Origin of the sequence: Runella rosea (assembly GCF_003325355.1) — a bacterium.
In the GTDB taxonomy this organism is placed as follows: Bacteria; Bacteroidota; Bacteroidia; order Cytophagales; family Spirosomataceae; genus Runella; species Runella rosea.
In genome coordinates this window covers 4,220,806-4,241,333 of the sequence record NZ_CP030850.1, presented here as the reverse complement: position 1 = coordinate 4,241,333, position 20,528 = coordinate 4,220,806, and the positions used below count along the sequence as shown (strand labels likewise).

Below are 20,528 nucleotides of genomic sequence, written 5' to 3'. Positions count from 1 at the left end.
TCAAATTTTCATCCTTCTGGTCATAAAAACGTATGATAAAGAAAGTAATCATTAGCGGCGGCGGCACTGGTGGACACATCTACCCAGCCATTGCTATTGCCAATGCACTCAAAGCCATTGATCCTACCATTCAAATTTTGTTTGTGGGGGCTTTGGGGAAAATGGAAATGGAAAAAGTCCCCAAAGCAGGCTACGAAATCATTGGTTTGCCGATTGCAGGAATCAAACGAGAGCTTTCAGTTGATAATTTATCATTTCCACTCAAACTCACGCGCAGTTTGTTAAAAGCGCGTAGTATTATTAAAAGTTTTAAACCAGATGTAGCCATTGGTGTAGGAGGATTTGCCAGTGGACCACTGTTGATGGTGGCGTCATTGTTGGGAATCCCAACCTTAATTCAAGAACAGAACTCGTATGCCGGCATTACCAACAAAATGCTCGCAAAACGCGCTAAAGCCATTTGTGTAGCTTATCCAAACATGGATTCGTTTTTTCCAAAAAATAAGCTCAAAATGACGGGAAACCCCGTTAGAAGCGACATTTTGGAGGTAACCCACAAGCGCACACAAGCTTACGCCCATTTTGGGTTGCAACCCAACCACAAAACGCTCCTTGTGATTGGGGGAAGTCTAGGCGCCAAGACAATCAATGAAAGTATTGAAGCGGGATTGAAATTACTGATTAATTCAGGATACCAGATTCTTTGGCAAACAGGCAAACCCTATGCTGAAAAGGCCGCAAATGCAATAAATTCACTCAAAACACCTTATGCTAAGTCCTTTGATTTTATTTATGAAATGGATTTAGCCTACGCGTTGGCCGATGTTGTGGTTTCAAGAGCAGGCGCTTTGTCCGTATCAGAGCTGTGCTTGGTGGCAAAGCCTGCTATTTTGGTTCCTTTCCCGTACGCTTCCGAAGATCACCAGACCAAAAATGCGATGAGTTTGGTAGAGCAAAATGCTGCCCTTTTAATTAAAGATAAAGATGCCCCCGAAGAACTTGTCCAGACGGCACTGAGATTATTGCAAGACGTTGAAAAACAACAGACTTTGAGTCAAAACATCAAAAAACTGGGCAAGCCCAACGCCGCGAAAGAAATTGCGGAAACGGTATTAGGACTTATTTAACACGTAACTAGTTGGTCGTTTATTCCAAATAAGAATTAAAAAAAGGATGCAAATTACAGACTATAAATACATTTATTTCCTCGGTATTGGAGGTATTGGAATGAGTGCCTTGGCGCGTTGGTTCGGCGTGAATGGATTTGAGGTGGCTGGCTACGACCGTACACAAACGCCCTTGACCGACACACTCCATGCAGAGGGTATTTCTGTACATTTTGAAGATTCAGTGGATTTAATACCTGCTGCTTTTTTACAAAATCCTGACCAAACACTTGTTGTTTATACGCCCGCTATTCCAAAAAACCATTCAGAATACAACTACCTGAAAGACAATGGATTCACCCTACAGAAACGATCGCAGGTACTGGGCCTGATAGCTGGCGGAATGTTTACGATTGGGGTAGCAGGAACACACGGCAAAACCACAACCTCCTCGATGACTGCGCATTTACTTCGTCATTCAGGGGTAAACTGTGCGGCATTTTTAGGGGGAATAACGCAAAATTATGGTACCAATATGCTGCTCAACGCGCCTACCGCGCAGCTTAGCCAAGTACCTTGTGTAGTAGAAGCAGATGAGTTTGACCGTTCTTTTTTGACTTTGTTTCCAGATATCGCCATTGTGACCTCCACCGATGCTGATCACTTAGATATTTACGGAAGCCACGATTCTGTTCTGGAATCCTTTTCAGCCTATGTAAGTCAAATCAAACCCAACGGCCGCCTGTTCATGAAAAAAGGGTTGACATTGGCCAATAAAACGAAGGCAAAAGTCGAAGAATACAGTCTAAATGAAGGTGCCTATCACACCCAAAATATTCGAATCGAAAATGCCTGTTTTGTATTTGACTTAGTCCACCCACAAGGAGTAATCAACGATATTATTCTACAAGTACCCGGTTTTCACAACGTAGAAAATGCCGTGGCGGCCTCGGCAGTTGGACTCGCCCTCGGCCTGTCAGGTGAGCAAATCCGTGCCGCCATCGAAACCTTTGGCGGTGTAAAAAGGCGTTTTGAATATTATCTAAAAACAGACCAGCACGTACTGATAGATGACTACGCACATCACCCCGCCGAGGTGTATGCATTTTTATCCTCTTTGAAAGCCCTTTATCCCAATCGGCAGGTAACGGCAATTTTTCAACCGCACTTATACAGCCGTACGCGTGATTTTGCGGTCGAATTTGCAGAAAGTTTATCCCTAGCCGACAATGTGATTCTTTTGGATATTTATCCAGCCCGGGAATTACCGATTGAAGGGGTAAGTTCTGATTTAATTTTTGATAAAATAACAAGTGACAAAATTCAATGTTTGAAGTCAAGTCTAATAGACGTCCTAAAAAATCGTCCTTTAGACGTAGTGGCTACGATTGGTGCTGGCGATATTGATTCTTACATTGAATCCATAAAAAAAGTTTTAGAAGGAACATCCGATTAATTTTAAAAAACTGATTTTTAGTAATTTAAAATTAAAAACTACTAAATCGACACTTGTATGAAACGCTTGATTTGGGTTGTTCTTGGGGTATTTATTATTGGGCTGATTGTTTTTTTTGTTGAGTTTCAACAAAAAAGTAAGCGCTGCAAGGGAATTATTGTGAAATTAGACGAAAAAGCAGAGTATCCATTTTTTAATGAACAGGACATTAAAGATTTGATTACGCTCAAAGGGGTTGATGTCATTGAAGGGATGAATTTTTCAGAAATAAACCTAAAAGGTTTAGAAAAAAGGGTTATGAAGAACCGCTTGATAAATAATTGTCAGGTGTTTCGAGATTTATCTGGAAATTTGGTCGTATCTATAGTGCAGCAACGACCCGTCGGGCGTCTTATTTCAACATCAGACACCGAGCAACAACTAAATGCCTCACAGGGCGGATACCTAACCGAGACGGGCGAAATCGTTCCATTATCAGGACGTTTTGCTGCAAGAACTGTGTTAGTATCGGGTGAGTTTTTTGCTAAAAAACAAAATTTAACTTCCCAAAAGGGAAAGCAACTGATTGACTTTTTGAAAGCCCTTCAGCAAAATCCATTTTGGAAAGCCCAAGTAGCCGAAGTAATTGTGTCAAATGACAGTGAATTAACCCTTATGCCTCAGGTAGGTCAACACCAAATTGATTTTGGCTTACCCGATGATTTTGAGGTAAAATTTGAGAAGTTAAAAATATTTTATAAAAATATTTTACCCCTGAAAGGATGGGAAAAATATAAGCGCGTTAGTGTTAAGTTTCGAAATCAAATTGTGTGTGAGTAAAACCCTAACTCAGTATGTCAGATAATGTTATTTTTTTAGGAATTGACATCGGCAGTACCAAAGTTGCTGCGATTTTGGCGAAGCCAAAGACCCACAACAACCATACCATGCTCGAAGTAGTAGGGCTAGGTTCGGCACGTAATGAAGGGGTCTATAGGGGGATTATCAACAACCCCGTGAAGACAAAAGAGGCAATCAGGCAAGCGTTGGAAATAGCGGCGAGAAAGGCAGAAAGGCCTGATTTACTTAATTATCCCTTGACGGCCACGGTCAACGTAAGCGGGACACATTTGGAAACAATGTCGGAAACAGGCTCAGTAACCTGCAAATCGGCATCAGTCAAAGGGGAAGATGTAGCGGTGCTATTTGAGGATATGCAGCAAACCTACGACTCTGATTCCAACCAAATTATCCACCTCTTACCGCTTAAATTTGCCGTTGGAGAACAACACGAAATCGACGACCCAGTAGGTCATATCGGTCTGAAACTCAGCGGCGACTTTAAGATTATTACTGCCAAAAAAACGGCGCTGTATCAAATCAAGGACTCCCTTCAGAAAGCCAACATTCAAGTTGACAATGAAGACGGGTTTGCGGCATCGCCCCTTGCATCTGGTCTGGCTGTTCTGACAGAAGACCATAAAAATTTAGGGGTAGTGTTGGTTGATATTGGCGGTGGTACGACAGATATTGCCATTTATCACGAAGGTTTATTGCGCCACACGGTTGTTCTTCCTTTTGGCGGAAACCACATCACGAATGATATTCGGGAAGGTTGCCATCTAACGCAGGAAAGTGCCGAAGAAGCAAAAACAACGTTGAGCGAAACAAACCCCAACGCCTGTAGCCTGAATACCCTCTTAGTGGTTCCAACTGCCGACGGTATTCCGCCCATTGAGATTGTAGCGCGAAACATTGTGCTTATTGCCCGGGCTCGTCTTCGTGAAATCGCTGCTTTGGTGTTTGCTGAAGTAAAAAAAGCTGGCTACGAACACAAGTTGAGAGCAGGCGTTGTATTGACTGGCGGTACCGCAAAAATCAACGGTATTGATTCTATTTTCAGGGATGTAACGGGAATGTACGTCCAAATTGGGAAACCTCAGAATTTAGAGCGAATCAACGGACCCTTACATGATTCCCTAATGAATGATCCTGCTTTTGCCACCGCCCTTGGATTGGCTTGGTCGAGCATCAAACCGTTAGATAAAAGAGTAATAAAAAGAAGTAAGACAGAAAAAGAACAAGAAAAAAAGAAAACAGGAGGGCTTTGGGGTAGCTTTGGAATTAAAGACCTGAAAATCAAGGATGTAGGCACATTTATATGGAAAGGTCTAATGCAAGATGATATGGCGGGGAAAGATTCTTACTAACACCAAAAATTTAAATTCGACCTCACCAATTGTTTCTCATTAAAAAATTATGGTTTTTGCAAGAAAAAACGTTTTTGACCACGGCTACGAGTACGTCATGGAAAATTCAAAATATTCAGAAGACGCACCGATTATCAAAGTAATTGGGGTAGGTGGGGGAGGTAGCAACGCCGTCAACCACATGCATGTGAAGGGTATTAAGGATGTGGGCTTTGTGGTATGCAATACCGATAAACAGGCTCTTATGCGCAGCACCATTGAAAATAAAATTCAATTGGGCGCTGATTTGCTTAAGGGACTCGGAGCGGGAACTGATTCAGCTACAGGACGAAAAGCGGCCGAAGAAAGCATTGAATACATCCGACAACTGATGCAACCACCCACTCAGATGGTATTTATTACCGCAGGGATGGGCGGTGGTACTGGTACAGGAGCAGCCCCTGTTATTGCGCAGGTAGCCAAAGAAATGGGTATGCTTACCGTGGCAGTTGTCACGGCTCCTTATAGCCACGAAGGGCGCAGTAAGAAAAACCAAGCACTTGAAGGAATTAATGCCCTGAAAGAGCACTGTGACACAGTTTTGGTCATTCTGAATGATGAATTAGCTAAGTTATACGGAAAATTACCCATTTTACGGGCTTATGAACACGCTGATAATATTTTATCCAATGCCGTAAAAAGTATTGCTGAGATTATCACGGTTCATGGGAGTGTAAACTCCGACTTCATGGACGTGAAAAAAGTGCTTGAAAATGCAGGTACTTCGGTAATGAGTTCTGCTTCGGCCTCTGGTGAAAACCGGGCTGAGTTGGCGATTGAAGCGGCTTTAAACTCTCCTTTGCTCAACAACCGAGATATTCGGGGCGCTCAAAAAATTCTTATCACCCTTGCTTCAAGTACGGATGAAGAATACATGGCTACCCTTGACGAGCAAATGGCCATCACAAATTACATAGAAAGCCTCATTGGTGATGAAGCTGATATGTGTAAAGTGGGGGTTATTTTTGATGACACCCTCAAAGAACAACTCCTTGTTACGGTCATAGCCGCAGGCTTTGAAGATTCACATTTGCCTTTCAACTACGATTCTACTGGTTTTAAATCCATAAAAAAAGATACACCAACAGTTGTTGAGTCTCCCAAACCACCCGTTCCTGGAGTTGTAATAGACCGCCCCCAAGAAGGGAAATTGGAGGCTTCCACCCCAACAACGGCCTTTAATCCGCCCTCACCACCTAAACAAGAAATTAAGGTTGAGGTAAAACCAACTGTTACACAAACGGTTGATTTGCCCGTGGTACGAGAACCAATCAAACCTGAATACCAAGAGACAAATCAAGTCGTTAGTAAACAGCCTTTTATTGATAATCCAGAACCACAGGAAGACCCTTCTATTTTGCGGCAACTTGTTCAAGACATTACTAAAGGCAAGTATTCCGCAAGCGAACTCGAACGGCCTGCTTATTTGCGTCAAAATGTGGTTTTACATCAAAAACCCGCGATTCCTGAAGAAGCTTTTATTCCCATTAAATTGGACAAGCATAAGCGTTAAGAATAGGATGCTATCACAAATAAAAAAAGATTTACAACAACTAGGCAGCCCCGAAAAGGCTGCCTTTCTTTGTCGCTTTTTCAAAACAGGAAAAGGCCAATACGGTGAAGGGGATGTATTTCTGGGTATTACAATGCCCGAAATCAGAGAAATTGTAAAAAAATATCCCACCCTAACAATCGAAGAATGGACCGAACTCCTTCACAGTCCTTACCATGAATTTCGGATGGCTGCATTGATTGGGCTGATGAAACGGTTTCAAAAATCAAAAAAGGACGAAACCACCCAACATATTATTTTTGAAATCTATTTATCAAACCTCGATTACATCAATAATTGGGATTTGGTTGATGTCACTTGTCGTGATATTGTTGGAGCTTATCTGTTAAATAAAGACAGGAGCATTTTATACGATTTAGCTCAGCGGTCCCACCTTTGGGCCCAACGCGTCGCGATTGTGTCAACCTGGTATTTTATTTCACGAAATCAATTTTCCGATACGATTCGAATTGCAGAAATTCTTCTTACGCATACCCATGACCTTATTCACAAGGCAGTAGGCTGGATGCTTCGAGAAGTGGGTAAACGTGATGATTTAGTGCTGGAAGAGTTTTTGGATACCCATGTAAAACAAATGCCACGTACCGCTTTGCGTTACGCAATTGAGCGTTTTCCAGAATCCAAACGCAAGTATTATTTAACTCTTTGATGCATAGATAAATTTCTTAGTATCTTTGAGGCCGCTTTTGCGGCAGTTTCTGCGTTACTCGTTATTATTTTGCTGTAAGTGAGGCATTTAACACCTCTAACGCTGGACTGTATATTTTAAACTGTTAACTGCTGACTTTTTATGTCTTGGTTTACCAGAAAAGAGAGAGGCATTCAAACGCCCACAGAAATGAAACGCGAAGCCCCCGACGGGCTTTGGTACCAGTGTCCTAGTTGCAAGCATGTGATGCATACGCGAGAGCATAAACTCAATGCATACACCTGTGTAAAATGCAATTATCACGAAAAAATCGGGTCAGAAGCCTACTTCAGTGTCTTATTTGACGAGGCCGAATACACTGAACTCGATGCCGATATGATTTCAGGAGATCCTCTTGAATTTGAAGACACTAAGAAATACCCAGACCGTATTCGTGATACCGTCAAAAAAACGGGCCTGAAAGATGCAGTACGTACCGCTTACGGCAAAATGGACGATATTGACATTGTGGTAAGCTGTATGGATTTCAACTTTATAGGCGGCTCAATGGGCTCGGTTGTAGGGGAGAAGATTGCGCGCGGAATCGACCATGCATTACAAAACAGAAAGCCATTTCTAATGATTTCCCGGTCGGGAGGTGCGCGGATGATGGAAGCAGGATATTCATTGATGCAAATGGCCAAAACATCCGCTAAATTGGCGCTGTTGTCAGAAGCCAAACTGCCGTATATCTCTCTTTTGACCGACCCCACAACGGGGGGCGTAACGGCATCTTACGCCATGTTGGGCGATTTTAATATCGCAGAACCAGGCGCCCTTATCGGTTTTGCGGGTCCGAGAGTTATTCGTGAAACCATCGGTAAAGATCTCCCTAAAGGATTTCAAAGTGCTGAATTTGTATTGGAACACGGCTTTTTAGACTTTATTGTCGATCGAAAAGATTTAAAAGATAAATTGGCAAGCCTGTTGCGAATGCTGCAATAATTGGTTTTTAAGCAAAAGGCCGCAATAACAGAAGATGTATTTGCGGTCTTTTTGCTTTTTATGCACTTTTTCATTTGAAACTATGCGCCTTGTTTCCCATCCTGTTTTATGCAATTACTACGTGACGTACCGTTGTAACGCCACCTGTAGCTTTTGTGATATATGGGAAAGGCCGTCGCCTTATGTTACGTTAGAAAATGCCAAAGCCAATTTTGAGGCACTCAAAAAACTTGGGGTAAAAGTTGTTGATTTTACGGGGGGAGAGCCTCTTCTCCATCGTCAATTGGATGAGCTTCTCCGAGCCGCAAAAAATGCAGGATTATTAACTACCGTCACATCTAACGGGTTGCTTTATCCCAAATACGCCTCTAAACTGCGCGGATTGATTGACATGCTCCATTTCTCACTCGACTCACCTAATAAAGAGGAGCATGATACATCGCGTGGGGTGAAGTGTTTTGACAAAGTGATGGAGTCTATTCAAATTGCAAAATCATTGAATGAACGTCCTGATATTTTATTCACCGTTTTTGAAAATAATATCCACCAAATTGAACAATTATGGAAAGACATTTGCCTGCCCAATGATTTGGTATTGATATTGAACCCTGTTTTTGAATATAACAACGTAGGTTCTCAATTATCCTCTTCGGCGCTACAAGAATTACGAAATTGGGGTAAAAAGCGCAATATTTATTTAAATGACGCTTTTGTACAACTTAGAATTGACGGCGGTAACCACGTGGACAATCCAGTCTGTTTAGCTGGAAGTACAACCATTGTCATTTCTCCCGAAAATAAGCTGGTGCTTCCATGTTATCATTTGGGGTTAAAAGAATTTCCCATTGAAAATCACTTAGAAGAACTGTACCAGTCAGATGAAGTTCAAAAATTAATTGCCCTTGAAGGCCGCCTACCTGCCTGTGAAGGTTGTGCCATCAACTGCTATATGCAGCCTTCCTTTGCCGTAGAAATCAACAAATACTGGTGGAAAGCCCTTCCGAGTACGCTTAAATACAACTTCATCAAAGGTACCTGGAAACAGTTATTTTGAATCTTACCGCTCAGTTACCTAATTTTGCAAATCTTTATTGGTTTTCAGATAGTTATTGAATAAATATCTGAAAGTCATTTCTTCTATTTTACCTACATAAAATGATTCAGTTTTTTATTGAAGATGTGGACTTTAAAGTTCCGCAACCCCGCAAAACCAAATCTTGGCTTCAGAGCATCATCAAAGCAGAGGGCTTTACGCTGAACCAACTCAACTATATTTTTTGTTCTGATGAATACCTTCTTAATGTAAATCGACAATACCTTGAACATGACTTTTATACCGATATTATCACTTTTGATAATAGCGAAGAAGAGGCTGTAGTCGAAGGTGATATTTTCATTAGCATCGACAGAGTAAAAGACAACGCCCAAGAACTAAACAAACCTTTCGAAGAAGAGCTTCTTCGTGTTTTAGCTCATGGCATTTTACATTTAGTTGGTTATGACGACCACGAAGATGAACAGGAACATGAAATGAGGGCAAAAGAGGACTTCTACCTAGTAACCTCATAACTCGCTATATATCAATACAATAACAAATGCTTCACGTGGAACGTTTTGGCGATTTTTACAAAAACACGTGAAACAGGCAAAAATAACAACATTTAAAACGAATAACAGATGTTTCCAAAATACGATGTAATTGTGGTTGGGGCAGGCCATGCAGGATGTGAAGCGGCAGCGGCAGCGGCAAACATGGGGTCCAAAGTTTTGCTCGTTACGATGAACATGCACACCATAGCACAGATGTCTTGTAACCCCGCAATGGGAGGTGTAGCTAAGGGACAAATAGTAAGAGAAATAGATGCACTTGGTGGACAGTCTGGAATTATCAGCGACAAAACAATGATTCAATTCAGAATGCTCAACCGCTCAAAGGGACCCGCCATGTGGTCGCCAAGATGCCAAAGCGACCGTATGCGTTTTGCAGAAGAATGGCGTTTAACCCTTGAACAAACACCCAATGTGGATTTTTGGCAAGACACAGTTCGTGAGCTTATTGTCAAAAATGGAGCGGTGGCAGGAATAAAAACAAGCCTCGGAATCGAAATACAAAGCAAATCAGTAGTCTTGACTAATGGTACTTTTTTGAATGGATTAATACACATTGGAGAAAAAAACTTTGGCGGAGGAAGAGTAGGAGAGAAGTCAGCAACAGGAATAACTGAGCAATTGATTGAATTAGGCTTTGAATCGGGGCGAATGAAAACAGGAACACCACCGCGCATAGATGGGCGTTCGCTGGATTACACACGTATGGAAGAACAGCCTGGCGATGAGAATCCCGCTAAATTTTCGTACACATCAACCCCTAAGCTTGAACACCAAAGAAGCTGTTGGATTACGTACACAAACGAAGAAGTTCATGCTGCTTTGCGCACAGGGTTTGATAAATCACCGATGTTTTCAGGACGCATCAAAGGGTTAGGGCCTCGTTACTGTCCTTCGGTTGAAGATAAAATCAACCGATTTGCCGACAAAGACAGACATCAGATTTTTGTAGAGCCAGAAGGATGGAACACCGTTGAAATTTACGTAAACGGTTTTTCTACATCACTTCCAGAAGATGTTCAATACAAGGCACTACGCCTAATACCTGGGTTTGAAAACGCAAAAATGTTTCGTCCTGGCTACGCCATAGAATACGATTATTTCCCACCTACTCAGTTAAAGTTAACCCTCGAAACCCACCTTATCAAGAACCTATTTTTTGCAGGACAAATCAACGGGACAACGGGTTATGAAGAAGCCGCATGTCAGGGATTAATCGCGGGTATTAACGCTCATCAAAACACACACGAATTGGAGCCCTTCGTTTTAAAGCGTTCAGAAGCCTACATTGGCGTATTAGTAGATGACCTCGTCAATAAAGGCACAGACGAACCTTACCGAATGTTTACGTCAAGGGCAGAATACCGTACTCTTTTACGACAAGATAACGCAGACATTCGTCTTACAGAAAAAGGTTACAAACTCGGGCTCGCTGCTGAATCTCGACTTCAACGCGTTCGTGAAAAAGTGGCTAATACCGAGTTAATTTTAAAAGAACTCAAAACCATCAAAGCTCAACCTGAAGAAATAAATGAACAACTTGTTCAATTGGGCACCGCAACAATTCGGGAAAAACAGCCTTTATATCAGTTGCTAAAACGACCCGATATTGAAATAGATGACATCAAGAACCTAAAGGGTTCCTTCGCAGGTTTTCTGAATCAATTCGATGAAGAAGCTTTAGAGCAAGCAATGATTACGGTAAAATACGAAAGCTACATTGAGAAAGAATACCTCATGGTAGAAAAGATGAATAGATTAGAGGACCTTGAAATCATCCCAAATTTCGACTACGACCGCGTATCCGCTCTGTCATTTGAAGGGCGTCAAAAACTCAAAAGCCTCCGTCCAGGTACACTTGGGCAAGCTTCCAGAATAAGTGGCGTCAGTCCATCTGATGTATCTGTATTGATGATTTACTTGGGAAGATAAATACAGATAAGTCGTTAAAAGATGTTAATAAAAGGTGGCCTTGATGGTCACCTTTTATTTTTGCAATACACCCCTAAATTCAACTTGAGGATTTAAAAGATGTTAATTTGCAAAGGCTTTCAAACCATTTGTTCGTTGTATCAAAACAATCACACTTGTATAACATAAAAAAACTGTCTGCTAAAAGCATGATAAAGATAACTTACAAACCAGTTTTTCATTCTCACAATCACCTAATGAGAAATTTTTCATTCTACATTATACTGTATATTTTGGTTACATCCTGCGCTCAGCCCATTTCGCCTACGGGAGGAAAGAGGGACACCGTACCACCAAATCTTATATCAAGCATCCCTAACAATAAGCAAACAAATTATCAAGGACGAACCGTTGACCTAGAGTTTGATGAGTACATAGTTGCAGAAAATTTACAGCAAAAACTCCTGATTACTCCAGATGCTGGGGAGTATGATTTTAAGGCCCGGCCAACGGGACTGCAAATTAAATTTAAAAAATCGCTTGACAGCGCCACCACTTATTCCCTTTCCTTTGGCGACGCCATCAAAGATTTTAGCGAAAAAAATCCAGCCCGAAATCTTCGCGTTGTATTCAGTACTGGTGTAGGGATTGACTCTGCCTCTGTGGGTGGGCAGGTAAAAGATTTACTCTCGGATAAGCCATTGTTGGATGTCTTGGTAGGCCTGTACCCAAATTCTGACACCCTCAATATTGAAAAAATGAAGCCAAGCTACTTCACGCGTTCGGATAGCGCGGGTCGATACAGCATTGAAAATATTCGTCCAAACAAGTATCGCCTATATGCTTTTGACGATAAAAACCGCTCTTTGAGCTATAATCCAAGGGCCGAAAAAATCGCGTATTTAAGGGATAGCATCACTATTGTTGATTCTACGCAAATCTCAGGCGTTTCGTTGAGGCTATTTATGGCCAATAATACCCCCGCAAAAGTGCGAAATACGCAGCCTAGGGCCAATTATTACTCCATAAATTATGATAAAGGATTCCTCGAATACAAAGTAAAATTTAACAATCCAGAAGACTCAATTCCGCACTTTCAAGCGGGAACCAACGAGCTGAAGTTCTATAACACTAAAAATCGAAAGGATACCCTTGTGGCCAAAATAACGATAGTTGACTCGGTAGGATTGACCTTTGAACATAACCAGAAGATAAAATTCAGGGAAGCTAGGGGAGGAGGGAAGACCGCCGACACCAACCGTGAGCCCTTTGATATGAAGACAAATTTTCCCGATAATGGCGAAATAGAGCCTAGAAATTTTGCCCTAAAACTAACCTTTAATAAACCTGTAGCCGAAGCAAGGCTTAATCAAATACAGATATTTAGCGATAGTACAAAAGCCGAAGTTATCAAAATTTCCGATTTTACGTGGGCCAATAATCACGCCATTCTTTCACTTTCGAGACCTATTTTAGCACGTCGTGAACTCAAAGTAGTCATTCCCAAAGCCACTTTCTTTAGCGTAGAAAACGACACAATCCCGGCTAAAATCTATAAGCTCCCCATCATGGATGAGGAAAACTACGGCACATTGGAAGGTGAAATAAAGGGTGCTAAAAGTAAATTTATCGTTGAACTGCTCGATGATAAGTTTGAAGTAGTTAAATCAATCAGTAACAAAACACCTTATGTTTTTTCCTATCTAAAACCCGCTACGTACACACTGCGCATAATTGTGGATGAAAATGGAAACGGACAATGGGATACGGGCGATGTAAAAGCCAACAAACTAGCAGAACCCGTGTTTTTCCACACCGAAGCGGTAAAAGTGAAGAAAAACTTTGTGATGAGTGGTATAGATATAGACTTATCCACAAAATAATCCACATCATTCACACTCTGTGGATAAGCTATTATGCAGTTTGGTTCACTTTTTGAGATAGTATAAAAAGTAGCTAGGTAAGTTTTAGGTTGTGAAACACCTATTTCACAAAAAACACAATTGTGAGGAAAAGATGTGAATAAGTATGTGGATAACAGATACAGATGTTTATAGGTAAGTGGATAAGTGGTGGGAAAACGTGTAGATAACATTTGAATAATGTGGAGAACTATTTATCAACAATACAAATGTGGGAATGTACCCCGATTTCCCACATCATTTCAAGCCGTTTTAAACATGTTAAAATGTGGAAAAATAATCATCCCCAACGTGAACAAAATTATCCACAATCCACGTCCAATTGTGAATAGTTGCAGATATGCCTGAAAAACAGTAATTTCAGTTGTGGATAAAAATAAAACAACGTGGATAAACCTACTACTTATACACATTTACGTTTTAATAAAAAGTGGATAACGCGGGGATAACTTTCTTATCCACTTATCCCCGGTGCTAATGGATTATAATAGTTTAAAAATTAAATATATTATTATTAAAATGGGTGCAGGAAAAATGTGTACAACTCCGTATCGTTTGTGGATACTGTTCATTGGTGTCATTTTACTTTTGGTGTCTACAGAAAGCCACGCCCAAAGTGATGCCGACTTAGCAGATGCATACTTTCAAAAGGGTGAGTGTGAAAAAGTAGTGACTCTCTATCAGAAAGTCTTGCGAAAAGATTTTAACAAAATCTATTTGAGGAGGTATGTGGGCTGTATGATCAAACTCAAGAGTTTTGACGAAGCTGAAAAATTCTTTAAACGTCAGCAGAAATCTGATGAAAATGTGGGTTACCTCTATACACTGTACTGGGGGCGAATGTTGGAGCAAATGGGGCAAGCAGCGCCCGCCGCTCAAAAATACCAAGAGAGTATTGCCCAAATTCCTGCAAAAGATTTGAATGCCTTTAAAGAATTAGCCGATGAGTTTAGAGAGATAGATAATACGGATGCGGCCATTGGCACTTTATTGAAGGCTAGAGATGTGGCAAAAAATGATAATTTATTTAAAATGGAATTGGCGGCCTTGTACGCTCAAACTGGAAAAACAGAGCAGATGATTGAAGAATTGTTGAGCTTGGGCGTAGCAATTCAAAGCAAGGAAGTGATTCAAAACTATTTTCAAGATTTTCTGCGGGAAGAAAAAGACCAGGCAAAATTTGAAAAGATTCTGTACGAAAAAATCCAACGTCAGCCCAACGAGCCCTTCTTTGCCGAAATGCTCATTTGGTTTTTGACCCAAAAGAAACAGTTCAGTAAAGCGTTCATTCAGGAAAGGGCGTTGGATAGACGGTTTAAATATAACGGTACGAAAGTTTTTGATTTAGGAAATCTGGCGCTACAAAACAAAGATTTCCCAGCAGCTATTCAGTCTTTTGAATATGTCGTAAAAGATTACCCACAAGGACAACTCTACCCATATGCCCGGCGTATGATGATTGTGGCGCGAGAAGAGCAGGTGAAAAATACATTCCCCGTGGAAATAACGTCGGTGCGACGCTTGATTGAAGATTATAAAAAGTTGTTGGGAGAACTTGGCCAAAACAATCGCACGCTTGAAGCGATGCGGAGTATGGCTAGTTTGTACGCTTTTTATCTGAATGAAAAGGACAGCGCAACCGTCATTTTACAGAATGCCGTAAAAATAGGCCGAGCAGAAAGCGATTTTGTGGATAAGTGCAAACTCGACTTGGGAGATATTTTTCTCTTAAAAAATGAACCGTGGGAATCAACACTGTTGTATTCACAAGTTGAAAAATCGCAAAAAGAAACCCCGCTTGGCTATGAAGCCAAACTGCGCAATGCCCGACAATTTTATTATACAGGTGATTTTGAGTTATCAAAAGCCTTGTTGGACATCCTGAAAATGGCCACAACCCGAGAAATTGCCAACGATGCCGGAGCATTGAGCTTATTGATTCAGGATAACACGGGTTTAGATACCTCTGAAGACGCGATGAAGGAATATGCAGCCATCGACTTGCTTCTTTATCAAAATCAAACACAGATAGCGCTAGACCGCTTAGACGGGATGTTTGTAAGGTACAAAGATCACCCACTTGCTGATGAGATTCTGTGGCTAAAAGCCCGGACCTACGCAAAAATGGGAGAAAATCAAAAAGCAGTGGATAACTTGCAGATAATTGTGGATAAGTTCTCGACTGATATCTTGGGTGATGATGCACTTTTTATGATGGCAGAATTGTACCAAAATCGCTTTAAGGACAAAGACAAATCAATGGAATTGTACCAGAGAATGCTTGAAAAATATCCAGCAAGTATCTATGCTGCCGATGCAAGAAAGCGTTTCAGACAACTGCGTGGCGATACGCTTTAAAAATCAATATAAAGAGAGTAATCAATATAGGGTGAAATGGTAAAAGTAGCATTAAAAGAAGTATTGTTGGCAATTGGTTTAATAGCCAGTCTGAATTCATGCTATACCTCACAAATTTATATCGTACGTCATGCTGAGCGATTAGATGATAGCGCAGATACACCGTTGTCGGAAGGGGGCCATCAGCGCGCAAGGGCCTTATCTGATAGTCTCTACAACAAAAAAATTGACCATATTTTTGTCAGTAAATACCAACGAAATCGTCATACAGCGCAACCTCTAACGGAACGCTTGGGGAAACAATATGAGATTTATGAACCCAAACCAGTGAGTGTCATTGTAGAACGGTTGAAAAAAATAAAAGGAAAAAATGCATTGGTTGTCGGCCACAGCGACACAATTTTAGAAATAGCACAAGGGTTGGGAACCAAGCCGTCCATTCCAAAAATTGTACATGAAGATTATGATAATTTGTTGGTGGTGACAGTCAATAAAGGAGTGTTTGGAAAGAAAGTTATTTTGGAAGAAAAAACGTACGGCCAAAAAACACTTCCGTAAATTTTGGCCGTAAATATTTAATAATGAGATTGTTATCTTAATTTCAAGGTGACTAATGTTGCAATCGCCAGAATAATACCCACAATCCAGAAACGGGCCACAATTTTGGCTTCATGATAGCCTTTCTTCTGGAAATGATGGTGCAAAGGTGACATTAGAAAAATACGCTTGCCTTCTCCGAATTTCTTCTTGGTATACTTAAAATAACTGACCTGTAAAATAACGGAAACAAGTTCAACCAGAAAGATGCCACACATGATGGGAATCAATAATTCCTTGCGCACAGCCAGCGATATAACCGCAATAACGCCACCAAGCATCAAACTTCCCGTATCTCCCATAAAAACCTGCGCAGGGTAAGAATTATACCACAAAAAGCCCACGCAAGCCCCCACAAAAGCGGCAATAAATATAACCAGCTCACCAGAGTTAGGAATGTACATAATATTGAGGTACTGCGAGAATTTGGCGTTTCCAGAGATGTAGGCTAAAACTCCAAGTGTTAGGGCAATAATGATGGATGTTCCTGCTGCTAAACCATCAATTCCATCCGTAATATTTGCCCCGTTTGATACCGCTGTAATGATAAAAACAGCTACAATGGTATAAATAATCCATGTATAACTATCTGGTAATAAGCCGAATAATAATGAAGAATAATCAAACTCGTTGTTTTTTATAAAGGGCAAAGTAGTGATTGTTGGATTGATAACATCTGTATAACGTTGTACTTCACCAATAGCCGAACTAATAAGTGGCTTATCGTATTGCCTGATTTTGACATGTTGATTGAAAGACAAGGTTATCCCGACAATTAGCCCCAATCCTACCTGACCCACAACTTTAAATTTGCCCTGTAGCCCTTCTTTATTGTTTTTAAACTTCTTTATGTAATCGTCCAAAAAACCAATAAGGCCTGTCCAAACGGCCGTAATTAGCAGGAGAACAATGTATACGTTGGACAATTTGGCAAACAATAAGGCAGGAATAAGCAAGGAAGCCAAGATAATAAACCCGCCCATGGTAGGAGTCCCTTTTTTTTCCATCTGACCTTGAAGGCCCAAATCGCGGATTGTTTCCCCAATTTGTTGGTTGCGAAGAAAATTAATGATACGCCCACCAAAAATCGCCGCAATCAATAAGGAGGTGATGGTGGCACCAAGGGCCCTGAAAGAAATATATTGGAAAACTCCAGCACCTGGGAAGTTGAATTCTTTGTCTAAATAAGAAAATAGGTAGTAAAGCATGTTAGAATTTGTTTAGGCGTAAAGCCAAAATTGCCTATACTTGGCACGTTGGTGGCAAGTATAGGCAATTTTACTAAAATTCTAAAAAAAGAATGTGGAATTAATCATTTAAATGAAAAGCCCACTTTACTTCATCGTAGTTACCCATATTTACGGGTATTTTCTTTGCTAATGAATTAGGAATCAGAACATAACGATATTTTTGTTCTTCTGCAGGTGTAAATTTACCTTTCAGCCCAATCGTTACTATACGCAGTTGGGAGGATTTAGGAACGGTGTAATCATAGCGTATTTCGGCCGTTGAAGTATTTGTTGTAAATGGTAAAGGGCGGATATTATCACCAATTTTTGAATAGACATATAACTGACTTTTCTCTAATAAATCATTTGTAAGTCTGTATTGATTCATTTCACAGGCTCTTGCTGGAAGGCCAAAAACACTAGTGGCAACCCATTGGTCTGCGGCAACCCACTCAGAGGTAATAATATTGAAGTTATCGAAATTGGCGAGTTGAGGGGGTGGCTGTACTTTATTAAAGCTGGTACAATTAAGAACCCATGCTAAAGAAACAGAAATGGTTAATGTTAAAACTCCTAATTTATATATATGCTTCATACGAGTGGGAAACTGATGACAAACAAGTACTTAGGTTTATAACCTTAGTGAACAGGAACTATCAAAAGTTATGCCAATCTTGAAGTATATACAAGCCTGCTGCTTTTTAGAAGCGATGCCTGACCTGTAATTTTAGTTCAGAACGATGAGAAGCATCGATTTCATCAACATAAGAACTTAGTGTTTCTTGGTTAGGCATATCGGTACGTGCAAATCGAACCCAAATATCGGTGCGAGCGTGAGGAGTATATCGAATAAGAAGAAAATTTCGGAAACCATAGTCGTAGTAAGCGGGCATAGAAACGGCATAAAGTACATCACGTTCAACGGCATATTGCCTAGAATCATAACTGTCGGTATTATAAATTGAAAATCGAAGCAATGCCGAAATCTTGCCAAAATCAGCATTTATTTCCTGCATTAGCATCCAGCCTTTGTCTATTTTGAAATTTTTGTAGGCAAATGTGCTTCCTTGGGCACGCGTTCGAAAGGACCAAATTTTAGAGGCGTTGTACTCTGTATTCAAGATAAGCTGATGTCGATTGGTGTTGGTTACGAATTTCTGCTTTGATAGTTTAGAGGCAATATTGTGTTCCTTTTGTTCTTGTCGATAAATAGCGTAAAAAGCCCATTTTTTGTTGGGAGTCCACGTGCCTTGCACTAAAAAATCGTAGCCGTAGGTGGGTTTCTTATCTACTAAATAACGAAACCAAGGAAATCGATAACCGTCAACATAAGCTCCTGCTTTCAGTTTTTTATGAATCGTATACTTACCGCCGATGTACACGCCAGTTTCGTTGCTGTTACGACTACTTTCGCTAAACGCATTTGAATAGAAACTATGAAAGTTTTTATCAAAATGTCGAAATAAAAAAGTCGCATCCCAACGCTTGCTTATACTAGCCAGTATTCCCGCAACTACCCCTACTCCGCCGCTTTTTGAACGTGCGACCTCGGCAAAAAGATTATAATTATGCCAAAGGTAATTGCCATGAATACCCGTCAAGAGATTATTTATACCTTTAAATTCGTACTCATTTCGAACAGCCACGGCACGTTGAAGCGGTTGACTGAAGTGGGTGTAAAGCATCGTGCCACCAATTTCGCCGCGTGCAAATTGATACAGTAAATGGGCACCCGCATTTTGTTCAACGACGTTGGCGCGAATGGCCAGCTCATTGGGAATTCGGTGTAAACCATCTGTTTGGAGGGTACTGATTACCTCCTCGCCCGTCAAGTCGTTGGATATACTAACGCTGCCGCTTCGGCGAACTCTTGAATACAGAGCAGTTAATTGAAGCCTTTTGGTCAACAAGTATGTGAAGGAAGTACCGCGAAAAAAGCCTGATTCTGTAACGGAAGAATAGGGCCGCGCACCTGTGGTAGGTCGCCGAATGGTATAAACGGTTTCCATGCCTTTTCCCAAAGAAAAACCCGCTGAGTAAATCAGTCCTTGCCCGATTTGGAGCTGATAATCACCGATAACGAGGTTTTTGATACGTCCTCTATTTTGTATTTGTGCATGAAAAGAGATAAAATCTGGCCCGTAACGGTGTTGAGAAGGTTGCCACCTAAAGGCTTCACCTTCATCTTTTTCAATGGTAAAACCAAGGCTAAAATTTCTACTTTTACTATACCGATACCGGGCGTACCATTGTGTAGAACTTCCTTCAAAGCGTTGTGGTACACCATCCCGAGATATTGGTACATCGTTGGTAAAACCGCGTTTTTGTTCCAGTGATTGTTCGGTTCTAATTAATAAATAGTGATCGGTTGGGTTCGTCAAATCGTTCCATAACAATTTACTGTCAGGAATGACCGTGACAAAGGGTAGTATTTTGTAAATCGTTGGCAAGTCAAATGTAGGAATGGCTTGTAACTCATAAATGGAGACCAATTTTCCTAATTGTTCACGATATGTAAAAAAGCTATTTATTTGACGTTCGTTGAGTAGGTAAGTCGAGGCTAAGTCGTCTCTAGTGCAGGTATTAAGGTCAAGCGGAGTGGTATATAGTTGAATCAGATTTTCGTATACTTCATTGTAGTTTAGGTCTTCTGACTGAATCGGAAGCAAATTTTGTACAACCGAATTTGGGTCAATTTCCCGTCGACGAAATTCTTGGGCGTGTGTTTGAGAGGTTGAGTAAGTGAAAAAGAGTATGCTAACAATCGACATACTTAAATAGCTTACAATCAATCTATTGGTTAAAAATAGGTCCATAAGCTAACAAATTGTAGTGAATAGACTCAATGCCTGTACATTCTCCAGATTTGTTATTTGGAAGCTATTTTAGTCTGAAAGTCACGCTAAT

General features: G+C 40.8%; 16 protein-coding genes. 13 read left to right on the top strand and 3 right to left on the bottom strand.

What is annotated here, in order from left to right; all coding sequences use genetic code 11:
• The first annotated feature begins 32 nt into the window (after positions 1-32).
• The 13 genes from murG to DR864_RS17755 all read left to right on the top strand — a co-directional run bounded on the left by murG (position 33) and on the right by DR864_RS17755 (position 16,353).
• Positions 33-1,127, top strand: a complete 1,095-nt coding sequence (murG, locus tag DR864_RS17815) for an undecaprenyldiphospho-muramoylpentapeptide beta-N-acetylglucosaminyltransferase (RefSeq protein WP_114068238.1) — start codon at positions 33-35, stop codon at positions 1,125-1,127.
• Between the two features lie 46 nt (positions 1,128-1,173).
• Positions 1,174-2,562 (top strand): UDP-N-acetylmuramate--L-alanine ligase, encoded by a 1,389-nt coding sequence (murC, locus tag DR864_RS17810; protein WP_114068237.1) that lies wholly within the window; start codon positions 1,174-1,176, stop codon positions 2,560-2,562.
• 57 nt (positions 2,563-2,619) lie between these two features.
• On the top strand, positions 2,620-3,381 hold the full coding sequence (locus DR864_RS17805; protein ID WP_114068236.1) for a cell division protein FtsQ/DivIB: 762 nt from the start codon (positions 2,620-2,622) through the stop codon (positions 3,379-3,381).
• Between the two features lie 14 nt (positions 3,382-3,395).
• Positions 3,396-4,751 (top strand): cell division protein FtsA, encoded by a 1,356-nt coding sequence (gene ftsA, locus DR864_RS17800; protein ID WP_114068235.1) that lies wholly within the window; start codon positions 3,396-3,398, stop codon positions 4,749-4,751.
• A 97-nt stretch (positions 4,752-4,848) separates the two neighbouring features.
• Positions 4,849-6,303, top strand: coding sequence for a cell division protein FtsZ (gene ftsZ / locus DR864_RS17795; protein ID WP_114070345.1), 1,455 nt, complete (start codon positions 4,849-4,851; stop codon positions 6,301-6,303).
• Positions 6,304-6,310: 7 nt separating this feature from the next.
• Positions 6,311-7,012 carry a DNA alkylation repair protein gene (locus DR864_RS17790; protein ID WP_114068234.1) on the top strand — a complete coding sequence of 234 codons (702 nt, stop codon included), beginning with the start codon at positions 6,311-6,313 and terminating at the stop codon, positions 7,010-7,012.
• A 141-nt stretch (positions 7,013-7,153) separates the two neighbouring features.
• Positions 7,154-7,996, top strand: coding sequence for an acetyl-CoA carboxylase, carboxyltransferase subunit beta (accD, locus tag DR864_RS17785; RefSeq protein ID WP_114068233.1), 843 nt, complete (start codon positions 7,154-7,156; stop codon positions 7,994-7,996).
• Positions 7,997-8,078: 82 nt separating this feature from the next.
• The gene (locus DR864_RS17780) at positions 8,079-9,050 is read left to right on the top strand and encodes a radical SAM protein (RefSeq protein ID WP_114068232.1); all 972 of its coding nucleotides are present in this window, start codon (positions 8,079-8,081) and stop codon (positions 9,048-9,050) included.
• 101 nt (positions 9,051-9,151) lie between these two features.
• Positions 9,152-9,565, top strand: coding sequence for an rRNA maturation RNase YbeY (gene ybeY / locus DR864_RS17775; protein ID WP_114068231.1), 414 nt, complete (start codon positions 9,152-9,154; stop codon positions 9,563-9,565).
• Positions 9,566-9,673: 108 nt separating this feature from the next.
• Complete coding sequence (mnmG, locus tag DR864_RS17770) at positions 9,674-11,536, top strand: tRNA uridine-5-carboxymethylaminomethyl(34) synthesis enzyme MnmG (protein ID WP_114068230.1); 1,863 nt, start codon at positions 9,674-9,676, stop codon at positions 11,534-11,536.
• Positions 11,537-11,772: 236 nt separating this feature from the next.
• Positions 11,773-13,398 (top strand): Ig-like domain-containing domain, encoded by a 1,626-nt coding sequence (locus tag DR864_RS17765; RefSeq protein WP_162793918.1) that lies wholly within the window; start codon positions 11,773-11,775, stop codon positions 13,396-13,398.
• Positions 13,399-13,956: 558 nt separating this feature from the next.
• Positions 13,957-15,795, top strand: a complete 1,839-nt coding sequence (locus DR864_RS17760; protein WP_229599412.1) for a tetratricopeptide repeat protein — start codon at positions 13,957-13,959, stop codon at positions 15,793-15,795.
• Between the two features lie 36 nt (positions 15,796-15,831).
• The gene (locus DR864_RS17755; RefSeq protein ID WP_114068228.1) at positions 15,832-16,353 is read left to right on the top strand and encodes a phosphoglycerate mutase family protein; all 522 of its coding nucleotides are present in this window, start codon (positions 15,832-15,834) and stop codon (positions 16,351-16,353) included.
• A 32-nt stretch (positions 16,354-16,385) separates the two neighbouring features.
• On the opposite strand, the gene mraY is transcribed toward DR864_RS17755, so the two are convergent.
• The 3 genes from mraY to DR864_RS17740 form a co-directional block, all read right to left on the bottom strand.
• Positions 16,386-17,600 (bottom strand): phospho-N-acetylmuramoyl-pentapeptide-transferase, encoded by a 1,215-nt coding sequence (mraY, locus tag DR864_RS17750; RefSeq protein WP_114068227.1) that lies wholly within the window; start codon positions 17,598-17,600, stop codon positions 16,386-16,388.
• 100 nt (positions 17,601-17,700) lie between these two features.
• On the bottom strand, positions 17,701-18,216 hold the full coding sequence (locus DR864_RS17745) for a hypothetical protein (RefSeq protein WP_114068226.1): 516 nt from the start codon (positions 18,214-18,216) through the stop codon (positions 17,701-17,703).
• 106 nt (positions 18,217-18,322) lie between these two features.
• Complete coding sequence (locus DR864_RS17740) at positions 18,323-20,437, bottom strand: ComEA family DNA-binding protein (RefSeq protein ID WP_229599411.1); 2,115 nt, start codon at positions 20,435-20,437, stop codon at positions 18,323-18,325.
• Positions 20,438-20,528 lie beyond the last annotated feature (91 nt).